This window comes from Sphingomonas sp. STIS6.2 (assembly GCF_000732685.2).
GTDB classification, from domain to species: domain Bacteria; phylum Pseudomonadota; class Alphaproteobacteria; order Sphingomonadales; family Sphingomonadaceae; genus Sphingomonas; species Sphingomonas aerolata.
Genome location: NZ_JPDP02000159.1, coordinates 548,477 through 564,481, shown reverse-complemented (window position 1 = coordinate 564,481; position 16,005 = coordinate 548,477). Strand labels below are relative to the sequence as shown.

The following is a 16,005-nucleotide window of genomic DNA, read 5'->3' as shown; positions in this document are numbered from 1 at the left end:
AACTCCGCGTGATTATTTGGCCGGGGCGCTCGTGAAGTCGATCTTGATGCGGACCCAGGCGCCGATCATCTTCTTGCCGCCGACCCGGGGCGGCAGCACGCGGAACTGCCATGCGGCCTGCCGCATTGCGCGGGCCAGCCCCGAGCCGACCGGGGATTCGCCGAGCGACCGGCAATTCTCGACCCTGTAATTCTCCGCGGTCCGGCAGGCGATCAGTGCCCAGCTGCCCGGGGGTGCGCCATTGGGAACATAGCCCGCAAGTTCGGCATGGCTCGGTTCGGTATACCATTCGGCATTGTAGAGCCGCTCGCCACTTGGACCTTCGCCCGGGCCGTAGGCAGAGCCGCTGTCCTTGCCAGCGCCCGCGCCATCGGTGTCGGAGCCGCCCGCCTGGCGATCGCCCGGGTGCGACGGGATCTTGGATATGTCCGCCGAATCGAACAACTCCATGCCGCCCGCCAGCATCTTGGGGAAGGCCGGGGCAGGGGTGACGGGGCGCGGGTCCGACGCCGGCGCGGTCGATGGCGGGCGGGGCGATCTGGGCGAGGCGCCGCCGGCGACCTTCTTCGCCTTTTCGATCACCGGGCGTTGCGGGGTCTCGGGTTTCGTCTCGCGGTCGGGTAACAGGCGGAAGCTGCTGGGCGGTGGCGTCGGCTCGGGCTTGGTCGGCGTTGGCGCGAGCCGCAGCAGCAGGAGAATGACGACGACATGCGCGGCGATCGCCAGCAGGAATGAACGCGCGCGCCGCCAGAGCGGCTGGCGCGATCGGTTCGACGCGGACAGGTAGGACGTCGAAGCCATTGATGGTCGCCTAGACCGCGCAAGGTGGTGTCGCAAGACGTCGATTGCCGTGCGGCTCGTCTCGCAAGTGGGAGGCGGTCGGCTAGTCGGCGAAGCGAATGTCGAGCGCGCGCGCGGCAAGCACCGCCTGGGTGCGGTTCTGGACGCCGAGCTTGCGCAGGATCGCGGTCATGTGGCCCTTTACGGTCGCCTCCGAAACGCCGAGGTCGAACGCGATCTGCTTGTTGAGTCGCCCCGCGAGAACGCCGAGCAATACTTTCAATTCGGTCGGGGTCAGGCTGGCGACGCGATTGGAGATGTCATCGGCCGGCAGGGCGGCGACGGGGGCATCGCGGTCGCCCGCCAGCGCGCGCGCGACCGCATTTTCGAGCGTGGCGAGATCGGCGGTCTTCGACACGAAGCCGACCGCGCCATAGGCGCGCGCGCGCGGCGCGGCCTCCGCCTCGTCGGCGGACGAGATGACGACGATCGGCGTGTCGGGACGCTCGGCATGCAGCAGCGCGACACCCGCAAAGCCCTCCGACCCCGGCATCCGCAGGTCGAGCAGGATGAGATCGAGGCGGGCGGCGCCGCGCGCCGCCTCGATCGCCTCGCCGAGCTGCCCCGCCTCGAGGATCACCGCATCGGGGGCCGCGCGACCGACCGCCAGCTTCAACGCCTGGCGAAACAGCGGGTGGTCGTCGGCGATCAGGATCGTGCGCGCGGTCATGCGAAGGCGGCGGTGGCCTTTTCGCGACCCGTGATCAGCGCGTCGACGACCGTCGGATCGGCGAGCGTCGAGGTATCGCCCAGACCGTCGAGCTGGTTCTCGGCGATCTTGCGCAGGATCCGGCGCATGATCTTGCCCGAGCGCGTTTTCGGCAGGCCGCGGGCGAACTGGAGGACATCGGGCGTCGCGATCGGGCCGATCTCGCGGCGGACCCATTGGACGAGTTCCTTGCGCAACTCTTCGCTGGGTTCGGCATTCGCGTTGAGCATGACATAGGCATAGATGCCCTGGCCCTTCACGTCGTGCGGCATGCCGACGACCGCGGCTTCGGCAACCTTCGAATGTGCGACCAGCGCGCTCTCGACTTCGGCGGTGCCCATGCGGTGGCCGCTGACGTTGATCACGTCGTCGACGCGGCCGGTGATCCAGTAATAGCCATCCGCGTCGCGGCGGCAGCCGTCACCGGTGAAATACTTGCCCGGATAGGTCGAGAAATAGGTCTGGAAGAAGCGCGCATGATCGTTCCACACGGTCCGCATCTGCCCTGGCCAGCTGTCGGCGATCACGAGATTGCCCTCGACCGCGCCGTCCAGCACCTTGCCGTCGGCATCGACCAGTTCGGGCACCACGCCGAACAATGGCTTGGTCGCGCTGCCGGGCTTGAGCGCGGTCGCACCGGGGAGCGGGCTGATCATGTGTCCGCCGGTCTCGGTCTGCCACCAGGTGTCGACGATCGGGCAGCGGCCTTCACCGACGACATTGTGATACCAGTTCCAGGCCTCCGGGTTGATCGGCTCGCCGACCGACCCGAGCAGCCGAAGCGACTTGCGGCTGGTCCGCGTGACCCAGTCGTCGCCCTCGCGCATCAGCGCGCGCAGCGCGGTCGGTGCGGTGTAGAGCGTGCTGACCTGATATTTGTCGACGATTTGCCAGAAGCGGCTGTGGTCGGGGTAATTGGGAACGCCCTCGAACATCACCGTCGTCGCGCCGTTGGCGAGCGCGCCGTACAGCGAATAGGTGTGCCCCGTGACCCAGCCGACATCGGCCGCGCACCAGAACACGTCGCCCGCGCGGTAATCGAACACATATTCATGCGTCATCGACGCCCAGACGAGATAGCCGCCGGTGGTGTGGAGCACGCCCTTGGGCTGGCCGGTCGATCCGCTGGTGTAGAGGATGAACAGCGGATCCTCGGCGTTCATTGGCTCGGGCGCGTAGTCGGTCGACTGGTTCGCAACGCACTCGTGATACCAGCAATCGCGACCCTCTGTCATCGCGATGTCGCCGCCGGTGCGGCGGACGACGATGACGGTCTCGACGCCGAGATCGCCCTGATCGAGCGCGGCATCGACATTGGCCTTCAGCGGAATCGTCTTGCCGCCGCGCAGCCCTTCGTCCGCGGTGATGACGACGCGGCTGTCGCAATCGTGGATCCGGTTGCACAGGCTGTCGGGGGAGAAGCCGCCGAACACAACCGAATGGATCGCGCCGATCCGCGCACAGGCGAGCATCGCGAACGCGGCTTCGGGGATCATCGGCAGATAGATCGTGACGCGGTCCCCCTTCGCGACGCCGCGTGCCTTCATCGCATTGGCGAGCCGGGACACTTCGTCGCGCAGCTCGGCGTAGCTGATCGTGCGCGAGTCGGCGGGGTCGTCGCCTTCCCACAGGATCGCGGTCGCATCGGGGCGTGCATCGGCGTGGCGATCGACGCAATTGGTGGCGACGTTGAGCTGGCCGTCCTCGAACCAGCGGATGCGGAAATCGGCCTCGTCGAACGACGTGTCCTTGATCTTGGTCGGGGAAATGATCCAGTCGAGCCGCTGCGCCTCTTTCGCCCAGAAGGCATCGGGATCAGTCGCGGCCTCGGCATACATCCGGTCATAGGCGGCGGCATCGATCCGTGCGTCCTTGGCCCATGCTGCGGGAACGGGATAGCTGGCCTCGGTCATCACACTCTCCTTTTGCCGCCGTTCTAGACGGTCGCGCGGCACGCGGCACCCCCAACCAAAGTCAGGGATGATCCCGCCCGGGCGATCCGCCATCGTCCCGCTGCTTGCATCTACGCGTCAGACCAGTGGAGCAACCAGGAGGTTGGGATGAAACGATCGGTATTCACGACGTTGCTGCTTGGCACCGCCCTTGTCGGGTTGACTCCAGGCGCCGCCTTTGGCCAGACCGCGCGAGAGGCGGAACTCGAAGCACGGCTCAAGGCGCTCGAAGCCGCGGTCCAGGACCTTCGCGGTGAGTTGACCGCAGCGCGTGCAACCGCCGCCGCGGCCCCGACGCTGTCCCCACAGACCGCCGTCGCTGCGTCGCAGGTGACGGCGCCGGCCGCGTCGCCCGGCGGATCGCCCGGCGCGACCAATGTGGCCCAGGCCAAGCCTGTCGCGACAAATTCGGCACCGACCGACGGTTTTCGCATGGGGAACACGACGGTCAAGCTGGGCGGTTTCGTTCGCCTCAACGCCATCGCCAGCCGCTACAGCGGTGGCGAGGTCGCGGTCGGGGGGCTGGGCAAGGAGTTCTTCCTGCCGCAGCAGATCCCGGTCGGCGGCGGGTTCTCCAGCCAGGACCTGTTGCTCTCGGCGCGCCAGACCCGCCTGCAGTTCAGCACGGCAACTCCGATGAACGGTACCGACATAAAGACGCTGGTGGAGTTCGATTTCGCGCTCGCGACGGCGCCGGTCGGTGCCCAGCGCGCGACCAACCCCTACACGCCCACTTTCCGCCGTGGCTTCATCGAATATGGCAATCTGCTGGTCGGGCAGGAATGGTCCACCTTCCAGAACATCGCGGTGCTGCCCGAAACGACCGATTTCGTCGGCCCGCTGGACGGCACGGTGTTCAACCGTCAGGCGCTGATCCGCTACTCCATCCCCTTGCGAACCGGGCTGACGTTGCAGGTCGCGGTCGAGAATCCCGAAACGGAAACGGCGCTGCCCGCCAATGCGGCGCTGGTCGACACGGATGACGACCGCCTGCCTGACGTGGTGGCACGGCTGAACTGGAAGTCGACACTGGGCGATTTCGCACTGGCCGGCATCGCGCGCGAATTGCGCACCGATACGCTGGGCCGCGGCGATACCGCCTTTGGCTGGGGTGTTTCCGGGTCCGGCAAGATCCCGATCGGCAAGCGTCACGACCTGCGCTTCATGGCGACCTACGGCCAGGGCATCGGCCGGTATCTGGGATTGGGATATGTCCCCGATGCGATCTACGGCGGCACCGCGACGCAGCTCGAGCGGATCGACAATTTCGCGGGCTTCGCGGCACTGCGTATCGGCTGGACCGATGCGATCCACTCGACGCTGATGGGCAGCTACCAATCGGCCGATTATCCGGCCGGCGTGATCGTCACGGGGCTGGCCAATGCCAAGTCCTATGGCGGTGCTGCCAACCTGTTCTGGTCGCCCGGCAAGGGCTTCGACATCGGCGTCGAATATCGCCACGCCGTCCGCGAACTGGTCTCGGGTGACACCGGTGCGCTCGACCGCATGGAATTCGCCATCAAATACGGGTTCTGATCGCCCGACGTTCCAAAATCACCACCGCTCCACTTGAGAGGATACCGCCATGGCAACGACAACAGGGGACGCATCGCCCCTTGGTCACGTGAAGCAGAGCCAGCCACTGATCATCATCGCGTCGTCGCTCGGCGCGGTGTTCGAATGGTATGACTTTTATCTGTACGGGCTGCTCGCGACGATCATCACTGCGCAGTTCTTCTCGGGCGTCAACGAGACGACCGGTTTTATCTTCGCGCTCGCGGCGTTCGCGGCCGGGTTCGCGGTGCGGCCGTTCGGTGCGCTGGTGTTCGGGCGGATCGGCGATGTCGTCGGGCGCAAGAACACCTTCCTCGTCACGATGGCGATCATGGGATTGTCGACGTTCCTCGTTGGTCTGCTTCCGAGCTATGCCTCGGTCGGCGTCGCCGCGCCGATCGCGCTGGTCGTGCTGCGGCTGCTGCAGGGCCTCGCGCTCGGCGGCGAATATGGCGGTGCTGCGACCTATGTCGCCGAGCATGCGCCCGACAAGAAGCGCGGGCTGTTCACCAGCTTCATCCAGACCACGGCGTCGCTCGGTCTGTTCGCCGCCCTGCTGATCGTCATCGGTGTGCGCACGCTCGTCGGCGAGGAGGCGTTCGCGGCCTGGGGCTGGCGTATCCCGTTCATCGTCTCGATCGCGCTGCTCGCGGTGTCGCTCTGGATCCGGATGCAGCTCGAAGAGAGCCCCGTGTTCCAGAAGATGAAGGAGGAGGGCAAGACCTCCAAGGCACCGCTGACCGAGGCGTTCGCCAAATGGGGCAACCTCAAGATCGTGCTGATCGCGCTGTTCGGTGCGGTCGTGGGGCAGGGCGTCGTTTTCTACACCAGCCAGTTCTACGCGCTGTTCTTCCTCGAAAAGAATCTCCGTGTCGACGGGCCGACGACGAACATCCTGATCGCAATCGCGCTGCTGATCGCGACACCCGCGTTCATCTTCTTCGGCTGGCTTTCGGACAAGGTCGGGAGGAAATGGATCATCCTGACCGGCTGTGCCCTCGCCGCACTGACCTATATGCCGCTGTTCCACGCGCTGTCGAAGGCAGCCAACCCGGCGCTCTATGCCGCGCAGCTGTCGTCGCCGGTCAGCGTCGTCGCCAACCCCGATGAATGCTCGGTGCAGTTCGATCCGGTCGGCAAGAACAAGTTCGACAGCAGCTCGTGCGACATCGCCAAGTCGTATTTGGCCAAGGCCGGCATTTCCTACACCAACGTCGTCGCACCGGCGGGCACGGTCGCACAAATCCATATCGGCGGCGCGACCATTCCGGTCGTCAATCCGGCGATCGTGACAGGGGCCGATCGTACTGCAGCGATCAAGGCGTTCGGCGCCGAGGTGAAGACCGCACTGACCGCGGTCGGCTATCCCGAAAAGGCGGACCCGGCGCAGATCAACAAGCCGATGGTCGTCGCGATCCTCGTCCTGCTCGTGCTGTACGTGACGATGGTCTATGGCCCGATCGCCGCGCTGCTGGTCGAACTGTTCCCGACGCGGATCCGCTACACGTCGATGTCGCTGCCCTATCATATCGGCAATGGCTGGTTCGGCGGCTTCCTGCCGACTGCGGCCTTTGCGATGGTCGCGGCGACCGGGGACATCTATTACGGGCTCTGGTACCCGATCCTGGCCTGTGCGGTTACCGCATTGGTCGGTCTGGTCTTCCTGCCCGAGACGTTCCGCCGCTCGTTGCACGGCTGAACGCAAGTATCGAGCAGTCCCGGGGTGCGGCAGCCGCCGCACCCCGGATCTGTTTCAGAACAGCGTCTTGAACAATCCGGCATTGGTCTTGCCGAGTTCGACGATCGAATCCCCCCGACCACTCATCACCGCTTTCGCCATATAGAGCGTGAAGCCCTTCATCTGTTCGAGCGTGATCTTGGGCGGCATCGACAGTTAGGTGCGCGCCGTGACGGCATCGAGCAGCGCGGGCCCCGGATGCGCGAGCACCTCGCGTACGCCGGCCTTGACCTCGCCAGGGTCGGTGACGCGAACGCCGTGCAGACCGATCGCGCGCGCCATCGCGGCGAAATCGGGATTGTCGAGCGCGACGCCGGTCTCGATCATCCCCGCCGCCTTCATCTCCATTTCGACAAAGCCGAGCGTGCCGTTGTTGAAGACGATGATCTTCACGGGCAGGCCGAGCTGCCGAACGGTCAGCAATTCACCCATCAGCATCGCGAGGCCACCGTCGCCCGACAGGCTGACGATCTGACGGCCGGGATAGGCGGCCTGCGCGCCGATCGCCTGGGGCAGGGCGTTTGCCATCGAGCCATGGTTGAACGACCCGATCAGTCGGCGGCGGCCGTTCATCTCGAGGTAGCGCGCTGCCCAGACGGTCGGGGTGCCGACATCACATGCAAAGACGGCGTCGTCGCTTGCCAGGTAGCTGACGACGCGCGCGACATGCTGCGGGTGGATCACGCCGCTGCCCGGGGTGCCGGTCGCGAGCTCGTCCAGGCCTTTGCGCGACTTGGCGTAATCCTCGCGTGCGTCGCGCAGGAAGGCGCCGTCGCGCTCGCGTGTCAGCAGCGGCAGCAGATGGTCGATCGTCGCGCCGACGTCGCCGACCAGTCCGAGATCGATCGCGGTGCGGCGCCCGAGATTTTCGGGCCGCAGGTCGATCTGCGCCACCTTCGCCTTTTCCGGATAGAATTGGCGATAGGGGAAGTCGGTCCCGAGCATCAGCAGCGTGTCGCACGCCATCATCGCATCATAGCCGGACGAGAAACCGATCAGCCCGGTCATGCCGACATCGTAAGGATTGTCATATTCGACGAATTCCTTGCCGCCGAGTGCATGGACAACCGGTGCCTGGAGCACGCCGGCAAGCGCGACGAGTTGCGCATGCGCCCCCCGACAGCCGCGACCCGCGAGGATCGTCACCTTGCCGGCGTCGTTCAGCAGCGCGGCAAGGCGGGCGAGCGCGTCCTGATCGGGGATGATCGTGGCCGCTTCGGGCAGCAACGCGGTGCGGGATCGGGCGATAAGGCCCGTGGTCGTGCGCAATGCGACATCACCCGGCATCGCGACGACTGCGACGCCACGATGGCCGACCGCGGCACGGATCGCTGTGTCGAGCGTGCGCGGCATCTGATCGGCATCGGAGATCGTCTCGCAATAGACGCTGCATTCGCGGAACAGCGCCTCGGGACGGGTTTCCTGGAAATAATTGGAGCCGATTTCCGCGCTCGGTATCTGCGCGGCAATCGCCAGCACGGGCACGCGGGTCCGGTTGCAGTCGTACAGCCCGTTGATCAGATGCAGGTTGCCCGGCCCGCAGGAGCCAGCGCAGACCGCGAGCTTGCCGGTGAGTTGCGCTTCGGCGCCGGCCGCGAAGGCCGCCGCTTCCTCGTTGCGGACGTGCACCCATTCGATCGTTCCGCGCCGCCTGAGCGCTTCGGTGAGACCGTTCAGGCTGTCGCCGACCACGCCATAGATGCGCTCGACGCCGGCAAGTTCGAGCGTCTCGACGAACAGGTCGGCGATCAGGGTCTTGGGCATCGGGCGTCTCCGGGTCTCGAAAAATGGTGAAGGTCGAGGCCTCAACGCGTCCCGGCGGCAAGTGACGCGGCGGAATCGCGGAATTGACCCTAGGAGCGGTATGACCGGATCGTTGCAGAAATGTAACAAGTCCGAATTTTCGGTCCGAAAACGCGTGCGGATACGATCTCGTTACCCTGAATCGGTTGCATTCAAAATTTGGAGACCCGAGCATGCGCAACGGATCCCGGCAACATCCCGGGCCCATGACAAAGGATTGATTTCGGCACGGCCAGTATTGCGTGAGCAAACGACGTAAATCGTCGATGGACTTGGGGGAAGGATCCGAAAAGGCGCTCACCATTCGGGGGTAGCCTAATGAAGATTGCTCATCATATCTCGCGTCACGCCTTGATCGTTGCCCTTGCTGCTGGGGGGCATGTTTCGGCCAGTGCCCAAGAGCTTGCCCAGACGACAAACCCCGCCACGGTAGGATCGGCCAGCGCGCCGACAAGTGATACGCCCGACGACATCATCGTGACGGGGACGCGTGCGACCGGCATTACTGCTGCCGAAAGCGCGGCGCCGATCAAGGTGCTTGATGCCGACATGATGAGCCATGTCGGCCAGCCCAATCTGAACCAGATCCTGACGCAGTTGGTCCCGTCCTTCACCGCGCAGGCATTTGGCGGCGACACCGCGAACCTGACGCTGTCCGCCCGGCTGCGCGGGCTGAGCCCCAACCACACACTGGTGCTCGTCAACGGCAAGCGCCGGCATGGGACCGCCAACCTCGCAGTGCTCGGCGGGCCCTATCAGGGTGCGGCGACCGCGGATCTGGACCTGATCTCCCCCTCGTCGATCAAGCGGATCGAGGTTCTGGAAGACGGCGCGGCGGCCCAATATGGCTCGGATGCGATCGCCGGGGTGATCAACATCATCCTCAAGGACGGCGATACGGGCGGCGATGGCTATGCGACCGCGGGCGAGAATTACCAGACGGGCGGACGGACCTATGCCGGGACGCTACATCTCGCGACGAAGATCGGCGAGGACGGCTTCCTCAACGTGACCGCATTCCACCGCTATCACGACTTCACGCAGGTCGGTGGGCTCGACCGGCGGGTGACGGACGGTGATGGCAAGTTGCTAACCGGCACAACGTCGCCGGCGCTCAGTCCCCTGCAACAGCAGCTCTACCCGAATATTTCGGGCTTCCCGTACGTCAATCGGATCAACGGTGATGCGCAATCCCGCCTCACCAACCTGCAATTTAACAGCGCCTACGACTTCGGCGCGGCGGAGGTGTATAGTTTCGGCACCTATTCGAAGCGGATCGCCAGCGCGTACGAAAATCTGCGTGTCCCGACGCGGGTCTCGCGGACGGTCGGCGGGGTCACGACCTATTTCGATCCTGACGGCGACAGCCCGGTCAACGGCTTTTCGCCGCGCGAGAAGATCCGCGAGGACGACATGGCGTTTACCGGCGGGGTTCGCGGGCTGCTGAGCGGCTTCAATTACGACGTGTCGACCAGTTTCGGGCAGGACAAGAACCTCATCTATACCGTCGATTCCGCCAACGCCTCGCTCTACGCGGATACCGGATTTACGCCGACGAGCTTCTATAACGGCTTCTTCAAGGCGACCGAGTTCACCGCGAACGCCGATGTCACCCGCGAGATCGCGGTGGGCATGGCGGCCCCGCTAAACCTCGCATTCGGCGCGGAGTACCGGAAGAACGTGTACGAGATCGGCTCGGGCGATGCCGCATCGATCTATAAGGAGGGCGGGCAATCCTATCCCGGGTTCCGGCCATCCGATGCGGGCGTGAACGGCCGCAACAGCCAGGCGGCCTATGTCGATGTCGCGATGATGCCGATCGACGGGCTGAAGGTCGATGTTGCCGGACGCTATGAACATTATTCCGATTTCGGCAGCAAGTTCATCTACAAGGGGACGAGCCGCTACGACTTTTCGGACGCGTTCGCGCTTCGCGGTACGGTCTCGACCGGGTTCCGGGCGCCGACGCTCGCGGAATCCTATTATTCCGCGACCAATGTCTCGCCGACGTCCGCGTTCGTGCAGCTGCCGGCCAATTCCGCCGCGGCCAAGCTTCTGGGGTTTGCCAATCTGAAACCGGAGAAATCGACCAATTTCAGCCTTGGGACCGTGCTGCGCCCGGCACCACGCCTGACGATCACGATCGACGCCTATCAGGTCAAGATCCGCGACCGCATCCTCGGGACCGGCTCTCTGTACGGCAGCGGTGGTGCGACGAACTTCCCGATCGTGACCGCGGCCATTCGGGCGAACGGCAACATCCTCGACCCGACCGTCAATCAGACCGGGATCAACATCTTCACCAACGGCGCGGACACGCGGACGCGCGGCATCGATCTGGTGGCGAGCTACGTCACCGATCTTGCCGACTATGGCAAAGTGAACTGGATGCTGTCGGGCAACTATAACGAGACCAAGGCGCTCAGACTGAATGCGGCGCCTGCGACGCTCGGCGGCATCCCGCTCTTCGACGATGAGGCGATCAGCTATCTCGAGACGGCGTCACCCAAGACCAAGGTGATCGGTTCGATCGTCTATGCGCTGGACAAGTTCGGTGCGACGCTGCGCGGGACCGTCTACGGCAAGACGACGGCGTATCTGACCCCGGATGGCGGCGAATATTACAAGCAGACGGTCGGGTCGGCATTCATCGGCGACGTCGAACTTAACTATGACCTGACCGCCGCACTCAAGCTGTCGGTCGGTGCCAACAACCTGTTCAACAAGCGGCCGCCGACTGTCGGGCTGGTGCCGGGGTCGACCAACTCGCTGGTCAACGACGCCAATGTCCTCGACGGGCCGCTGACGTTCAGTCCCTACGGCATCAACGGCGGCTATTATTACGCGCGCTTCAATATCACCTTCTGACGAGATCGGGCGCGGCGCTCGGCGGCCGCGCCCGAACCTGCCTGTGCGTCAGGCGGGTGCCATGACCGACAGGATATCATCGACCTGTGCGGTGGCGAACGCGGTATATTCGTCGCCGATCGCATAGGGCAGCAGGATGCGGCGCCCCTGCAACAGCCCGCCGCAGCTATACGTGACGTTCGGCACATAGCCGCCACGCTGCTCCGCGCTCGGGAACAGGAGTGGGGAGGGCGTGCGCGCCAGCACGCGGCTGGGGTCCGCCTTGTCGAGCAGGCACGCGCCGATGCAATAGCCTCGGACCATGCCGACGCCGTGGGTGAAGACCAGCCAGCCCTCGTCGATCTCGATCGGGGATCCGCAATTGCCAAGCTGCACGAATTCCCATGGATATTTCGGTGCCATGATCGGCGTCCCACGGTCCCACGTGTAAAGATCGTCCGAGCGGAGCAGCCAGATCGTCTCGCTGTCCTGCCGCCCGAGCATCACGAACTGGCCGTCGATCCGGCGCGGGAACAGCGCCATGCCCTTGTAGCCGGTCATGGCGCCGGCGAGGGGGCGCATTTCGAAGGTCCGCATGTCGACGCCGCGGAGCATTTCCTGCTGAACCTTGCGTCCGTCGAACGCGGTATAGGTCCCGATGATGCTGCGAACGCCGTCATGATCGGTGAAATTGACGAGGCGCAGATCCTCGACACCCTGGCGCTGGCTGGGCAGCACGGGAAAGATGACCGTTTCCGACGCGTCCTGGCTGTCGTCGCACAAAAGCCGGACCCAGCCATCCTGGTTGCGGTCGATTCGTGGCGGCACACCATGCGGGCTCGCCGGATCGATCACGAGGCGATCGTCGGGGCCCCATTCGCCGGTACGGAACGTGACCGAGGAGATATGTCCTTCGCCGATGCCGCGCAACGACAGCACGAACTTGACGCCGCCCGTGGCCGATGCGGGTTCGTCGTCGATCCGCGCGATGCTCGGGTTGAACAGGGCCGCCGACTCGAATGCATACTCCTGGCTGAAATAGGCGCCGAGCAGCAGCGCCTCGTCGGCGTCGATGTCGCCGATATCAAGGTCGTCTTGAACCTCGGCAAAGCGGCGGCGGAAGACTTCATCGGCATTGCGATGCCGCTCCTCCATCGGTTTTGCGAGCAGTTCGACCATGCGTTTGCGCAGCGCGGGGTCGAGTGCCATCACCCGCTGCGCCACCTTTTGCGCGCGCGATGGACGATCGGCCGCAAATGCCTCGGGATAGCTGAAGCTGAACGGGCGGATCACCGTTCGCGAAGGATCGGGCTTGAGTTCGATCTCAAGCTTCTTGAAGACGTTGGCAGCTTCCATGCGCGGACCTTTCATCGGGCGGCGTCCTGCATGCGCACACCCTTGCCCCGTTCAGCGATAGACCGCGCGTTTATATCCATGGATCGCATCGCCGCGGCGGATTTCCTGTGACCCGCTGCTCAAGGCCCTGACCGGATATCGTGCAACAACTTTGCTATTGATAACCACTCGCAAACTTCTGTAGGGCATGACCATGCAGGCCACCCCGCAGCGCACGCCGGATCTAAGGCGGACGGCAACGTCGCCGCGGCGTCGGTTGCGTCCGGCGGTCGTGCCGATGATTGCCCGGATCGGGACCGCGCTGGTCGGTGGCTATGTTCTTGCCTCGGCGGTCGCCACGCTGATCGCACGCGTGCTGCCGGTGGACCGCGCCGAGGCGACCAGCTGGGGAATGATCCTCTCGTTCCTGGTCTACGCAATCGCCGTGCTCTGGAGCTTTCACGAGCCACGCGTGATGCGCGTCGTACTCGGCATCTGGGGCGGCAGCGCGGCGATCGGTCTGGCACTGGCCTTGCTCGGCGTCCGCCCATGACGGCTGCCTTGCCGCTGCGGCAGAGCATGGCGTGGATCCATGGGTGGCTGGGACTGCTCGCGGGATGGCTGTTGTTCGCGATGTTCCTGACGGGGACGGCAAGCTATTTCCGGCCCGAAATCACCCAGTGGATGCAACCGGAAATCCGCGCGAGCACGGTGTCGCCTGCGCAGGCGGCGCAAGGCGCGATGACCTATCTGCAGCGGATCGGCGCGGGGGACGACGTCCAGTGGTTCCTCTACCTTCCCGATGCCCGCTCGGCGGTGACGCGCGTGTTCGAGCAGCGGAGTCCGACGTCGACGGCGCCTCCACGTCCCGCCGAACTCACGCTCGATCCTCGCAGCGGGGAGCCGGTCCGTGCGCGCGAAACGCGCGGCGGCGAGCATTTCTATCGGTTCCACTTCCAGCTTCAGCTGCCCTATCCCTGGGGGCGCTGGCTGGCCGGGCTGTGTGCGATGGTGATGCTCTCGGCGATCGTGTCGGGGGTGATCACGCACAAGCGCATCTTTGCCGATTTCTTCACGATGCGCTGGAACAAGGGACAGCGGAGCTGGCTCGATGCGCATAATGTCTCGGCCGTGCTCGCGCTGCCCTATCATGCGATGATCACCTATACCGGGCTGATCACGCTCGTGGCGATGTACATGCCCTGGCCGGCGATGGTGAACTACAAGACGCCGCTCGATTACGGGGCGGTCGCATTCGGCATTCCGACCGAGCGCGCCGCGACCGGCATTGCCGCGCCGCTGCTGCCGATCGGGCCGATGATCGAGAAGGCCGAAGCGGTGCTCGGCGCGCCTGCGACCCGGTTCGTGGTGCGCCATCCCAACGACCGCGCGGCGACGGTGACCGTCTATCGACATGCCGGCGTGTCGATCAATGCGCGGCTGCCATCGGTGACCTATTCGGGAAGCACTGGGCAAATGCTCGAGCGATCGGGCGGCACCGGGCCCGCGCTGACGACCGCGGGGGTGATGCTCGGTCTGCACGTTGCGAGCTATGCGGGTACCGGGCTGCGCTGGGCCTATTGCCTGCTCGGCCTGACCGGCGCCGCAATGGTCGGTACGGGCCTGTTGCTCTGGACGACCAAGCGGCGGCGGCCGGGCGCGGCGCCGTTCCCGGGGCTGACGCTCGTCGAGCGATTGAACATCGCGGTGATTGCCGGGCTGCCGGTCGGGATGGCAGCGTATCTCCTGGCGAACCGGGTGATTCCTGCCGATGCGGCCGGGCGCGCCGATGGCGAAGTCGCCGCGATGTTCTGGACCTGGGGCGCGGTCGCAGTCATGCAGCTGGCCCGATCGCCGCGGCGCGCCTGGATCGAAGCGTTCGCGATCGGTGCCATCGCCTTTGCCGCAATTCCGGTCATCAATGCCGTCACGACCGCGCGCGGTCTGCCGGCCTCATTGCGTGGCGACGACCCGGTATTTGCCGGGTTCGACCTGACCATGCTCGCGATCGCCACCGTGCTGGGGATGGCAGCATGGCGTGTCGCGCATCTTCGTCCGGCGGCTCCGGTACGACGTCCTGCCCGTGGAGTGGTTCATGCTTGAAACGATCATCGTCACACTGGCGGGCTGGATGCTGCTCGCGGCCTCCGCGTTTCGCTATCGCCGGGATCTCGGCATCACGGCACCCGGAACCATCCGGATGTTGCGGATCGCCGCCGCCGCCCCGCTGACGCTGGCGTTCTTGCGGTGCGGGGCGCCGGTCAGTGGCGAACGCGTCGTGCGGTTTCTGGGTGGCGGCTCGATCGCGGCGGTCATTATGGTCGGCACGCTGTCGGTCGCGCCGATGTTCATGCTCCGACCCGTTGCCCTGATCCTCGGCATGGCGCGTGCTCTGCGGCCTTCGAAGGACACCCATCGTACCGCCTCGGCCTGACGGCGGAAGCGGTGCGGTGGGTGCCGGTCATTAGTGATCGGCCTGAGGGCTCGATCCGCCAACGTCGTGGCGGATCGCAACCATCCTAACGGTTCGCCGCGGTAGCCGGTGCGCGGGGTGACGTTTGGGCGGTGGGTGTGCCGACGGGTGCCGGTGGCGGCGTGACACCGATCGCTGATGGGGCGCAGCCGGGGATGGTGGACGGCGCCATTGCACCGGGAGGGGCCGAGTTCGCGCCGCCCGGTGGCGGGGGCGGCGGACCATCGCGGCCGGGACCACCGGGACCACCGGGACCACCGGGGCCGCGAGGACCACCGGGGCCATGCGGCGGCGGCCCGCCCGCGGGGCCGGCGGCGGCGATCCGCCCATTCGGATCGACGAGATAGGAGGCGCGCAGCTGCCCATTGTCGTAGCGCCCCTGTACCGTCATCGTCGCACCGGCAGTGACGCCATCGCCGTTGCGGCCGGCATCGATCATCGTCCGCCCGGTCGCGTCCTGAAGGACGAAGCGGTCACCGAAGATCTCGACCACACGGCCCTTTACCGTCACCACGCCGCTCGCGCCCGACAGTCGGGCGATCGCGGTCGGCGTGGTGGGTGCCATCTCGATGCCGGGCCGCGTCAGCGATACGGCGCCGGCGCCGCCTGCCACGCCGACGCCGAGCAGGGCGGCAGCGGCGAGCTTCATCCGCGTTCCGCGGTTCAGTGTGTCCATCAAACGGGGCATTCATCGTCTCCTCTTCGTGTCGATGACCGGCGTCTAGGCGCCGCATCCCCACGCCCCGCTGAACTT

Annotated in this window: 13 protein-coding genes; 6 read left to right on the top strand and 7 right to left on the bottom strand. The window is 65.6% G+C overall.

The genetic code is table 11. The features are described 5' to 3' along the window. Window positions 1-12 precede the first annotated feature (12 nt). The 3 genes from sphst_RS17395 to acs form a co-directional block, all read right to left on the bottom strand. Complete coding sequence (locus sphst_RS17395) at window positions 13-801, bottom strand: hypothetical protein (protein WP_107045886.1); 789 nt, start codon at window positions 799-801, stop codon at window positions 13-15. Between the two features lie 82 nt (window positions 802-883). Further along, the gene (locus sphst_RS17390; protein WP_107045885.1) at window positions 884-1,510 is read right to left on the bottom strand and encodes a response regulator transcription factor; all 627 of its coding nucleotides are present in this window, start codon (window positions 1,508-1,510) and stop codon (window positions 884-886) included. After that, window positions 1,507-3,462, bottom strand: a complete 1,956-nt coding sequence (gene acs, locus sphst_RS17385) for an acetate--CoA ligase (protein ID WP_031395280.1) — start codon at window positions 3,460-3,462, stop codon at window positions 1,507-1,509. Before acs ends, sphst_RS17390 begins: the two co-directional genes overlap by 4 nt. A gap of 147 nt (window positions 3,463-3,609) precedes the next feature. Here acs and sphst_RS17380 point away from each other — a divergent pair, with 147 nt between their 5' ends. Next, the gene (locus tag sphst_RS17380) at window positions 3,610-5,037 is read left to right on the top strand and encodes a DcaP family trimeric outer membrane transporter (protein WP_107045884.1); all 1,428 of its coding nucleotides are present in this window, start codon (window positions 3,610-3,612) and stop codon (window positions 5,035-5,037) included. Window positions 5,038-5,086: 49 nt separating this feature from the next. Continuing rightward, complete coding sequence (locus sphst_RS17375) at window positions 5,087-6,754, top strand: MFS transporter (RefSeq protein ID WP_031395000.1); 1,668 nt, start codon at window positions 5,087-5,089, stop codon at window positions 6,752-6,754. Window positions 6,755-6,808: 54 nt separating this feature from the next. On the opposite strand, the gene sphst_RS21705 is transcribed toward sphst_RS17375, so the two are convergent. Then, on the bottom strand, window positions 6,809-6,943 hold the full coding sequence (locus sphst_RS21705) for a hypothetical protein (protein ID WP_442800410.1): 135 nt from the start codon (window positions 6,941-6,943) through the stop codon (window positions 6,809-6,811). Window positions 6,944-6,949: 6 nt separating this feature from the next. After that, window positions 6,950-8,557, bottom strand: coding sequence for a ubiquinone-dependent pyruvate dehydrogenase (gene poxB, locus sphst_RS17370; protein ID WP_442800409.1), 1,608 nt, complete (start codon window positions 8,555-8,557; stop codon window positions 6,950-6,952). Window positions 8,558-8,914: 357 nt separating this feature from the next. On the opposite strand from poxB, the gene sphst_RS17365 reads away from it, so the two are divergent. Further along, a complete protein-coding gene (locus tag sphst_RS17365) occupies window positions 8,915-11,464 on the top strand; it encodes a TonB-dependent receptor plug domain-containing protein (protein ID WP_107045883.1) in 2,550 nt (849 codons plus the stop codon). Between the two features lie 48 nt (window positions 11,465-11,512). On the opposite strand, the gene sphst_RS17360 is transcribed toward sphst_RS17365, so the two are convergent. Next, window positions 11,513-12,799, bottom strand: a complete 1,287-nt coding sequence (locus sphst_RS17360) for a glycoside hydrolase family 130 protein (RefSeq protein WP_107045882.1) — start codon at window positions 12,797-12,799, stop codon at window positions 11,513-11,515. 193 nt (window positions 12,800-12,992) lie between these two features. Here sphst_RS17360 and sphst_RS17355 point away from each other — a divergent pair, with 193 nt between their 5' ends. From sphst_RS17355 to sphst_RS17345, 3 genes are read left to right on the top strand one after another with little or no spacing between them, the layout of a single operon-like run. Further along, window positions 12,993-13,331, top strand: coding sequence for an iron transporter (locus sphst_RS17355; RefSeq protein WP_159043696.1), 339 nt, complete (start codon window positions 12,993-12,995; stop codon window positions 13,329-13,331). Beyond that, on the top strand, window positions 13,328-14,881 hold the full coding sequence (locus tag sphst_RS17350; RefSeq protein ID WP_043157398.1) for a PepSY-associated TM helix domain-containing protein: 1,554 nt from the start codon (window positions 13,328-13,330) through the stop codon (window positions 14,879-14,881). The genes sphst_RS17355 and sphst_RS17350 overlap by 4 nt, the downstream gene beginning before the upstream one ends. Then, window positions 14,874-15,212: a hypothetical protein gene (locus sphst_RS17345; RefSeq protein ID WP_031395006.1), complete on the top strand. Its 339-nt coding sequence runs from the start codon at window positions 14,874-14,876 to the stop codon at window positions 15,210-15,212. The genes sphst_RS17350 and sphst_RS17345 overlap by 8 nt, the downstream gene beginning before the upstream one ends. 85 nt (window positions 15,213-15,297) lie before the next feature. Here the strand turns inward: sphst_RS17345 and sphst_RS20970 are convergent, their stop codons facing one another. Next, window positions 15,298-15,939, bottom strand: a complete 642-nt coding sequence (locus sphst_RS20970) for a hypothetical protein (protein ID WP_199849013.1) — start codon at window positions 15,937-15,939, stop codon at window positions 15,298-15,300. Window positions 15,940-16,005: the final 66 nt, after the last annotated feature.

Excerpts from the sequence above, each read along its gene's own strand:
- poxB (WP_442800409.1), bottom strand. The coding sequence starts at position 8,557 with ATGCCCAAGACCCTGATCGCCGACCTGTTCGTCGAGACGCTCGAACTT.
- acs (WP_031395280.1), bottom strand. The coding sequence starts at position 3,462 with ATGACCGAGGCCAGCTATCCCGTTCCCGCAGCATGGGCCAAGGACGCA.
- sphst_RS17350 (WP_043157398.1), top strand. The coding sequence starts at position 13,328 with ATGACGGCTGCCTTGCCGCTGCGGCAGAGCATGGCGTGGATCCATGGG.
- sphst_RS17355 (WP_159043696.1), top strand. The coding sequence starts at position 12,993 with ATGCAGGCCACCCCGCAGCGCACGCCGGATCTAAGGCGGACGGCAACG.
- sphst_RS17365 (WP_107045883.1), top strand. The coding sequence starts at position 8,915 with ATGAAGATTGCTCATCATATCTCGCGTCACGCCTTGATCGTTGCCCTT.
- sphst_RS17395 (WP_107045886.1), bottom strand. The coding sequence starts at position 801 with ATGGCTTCGACGTCCTACCTGTCCGCGTCGAACCGATCGCGCCAGCCG.
- sphst_RS17345 (WP_031395006.1), top strand. The coding sequence starts at position 14,874 with ATGCTTGAAACGATCATCGTCACACTGGCGGGCTGGATGCTGCTCGCG.
- sphst_RS17375 (WP_031395000.1), top strand. The coding sequence starts at position 5,087 with ATGGCAACGACAACAGGGGACGCATCGCCCCTTGGTCACGTGAAGCAG.
- sphst_RS17380 (WP_107045884.1), top strand. The coding sequence starts at position 3,610 with ATGAAACGATCGGTATTCACGACGTTGCTGCTTGGCACCGCCCTTGTC.
- sphst_RS17390 (WP_107045885.1), bottom strand. The coding sequence starts at position 1,510 with ATGACCGCGCGCACGATCCTGATCGCCGACGACCACCCGCTGTTTCGC.
- sphst_RS17360 (WP_107045882.1), bottom strand. The coding sequence starts at position 12,799 with ATGGAAGCTGCCAACGTCTTCAAGAAGCTTGAGATCGAACTCAAGCCC.
- sphst_RS20970 (WP_199849013.1), bottom strand. The coding sequence starts at position 15,939 with ATGCCCCGTTTGATGGACACACTGAACCGCGGAACGCGGATGAAGCTC.
- sphst_RS21705 (WP_442800410.1), bottom strand. The coding sequence starts at position 6,943 with ATGCCGCCCAAGATCACGCTCGAACAGATGAAGGGCTTCACGCTCTAT.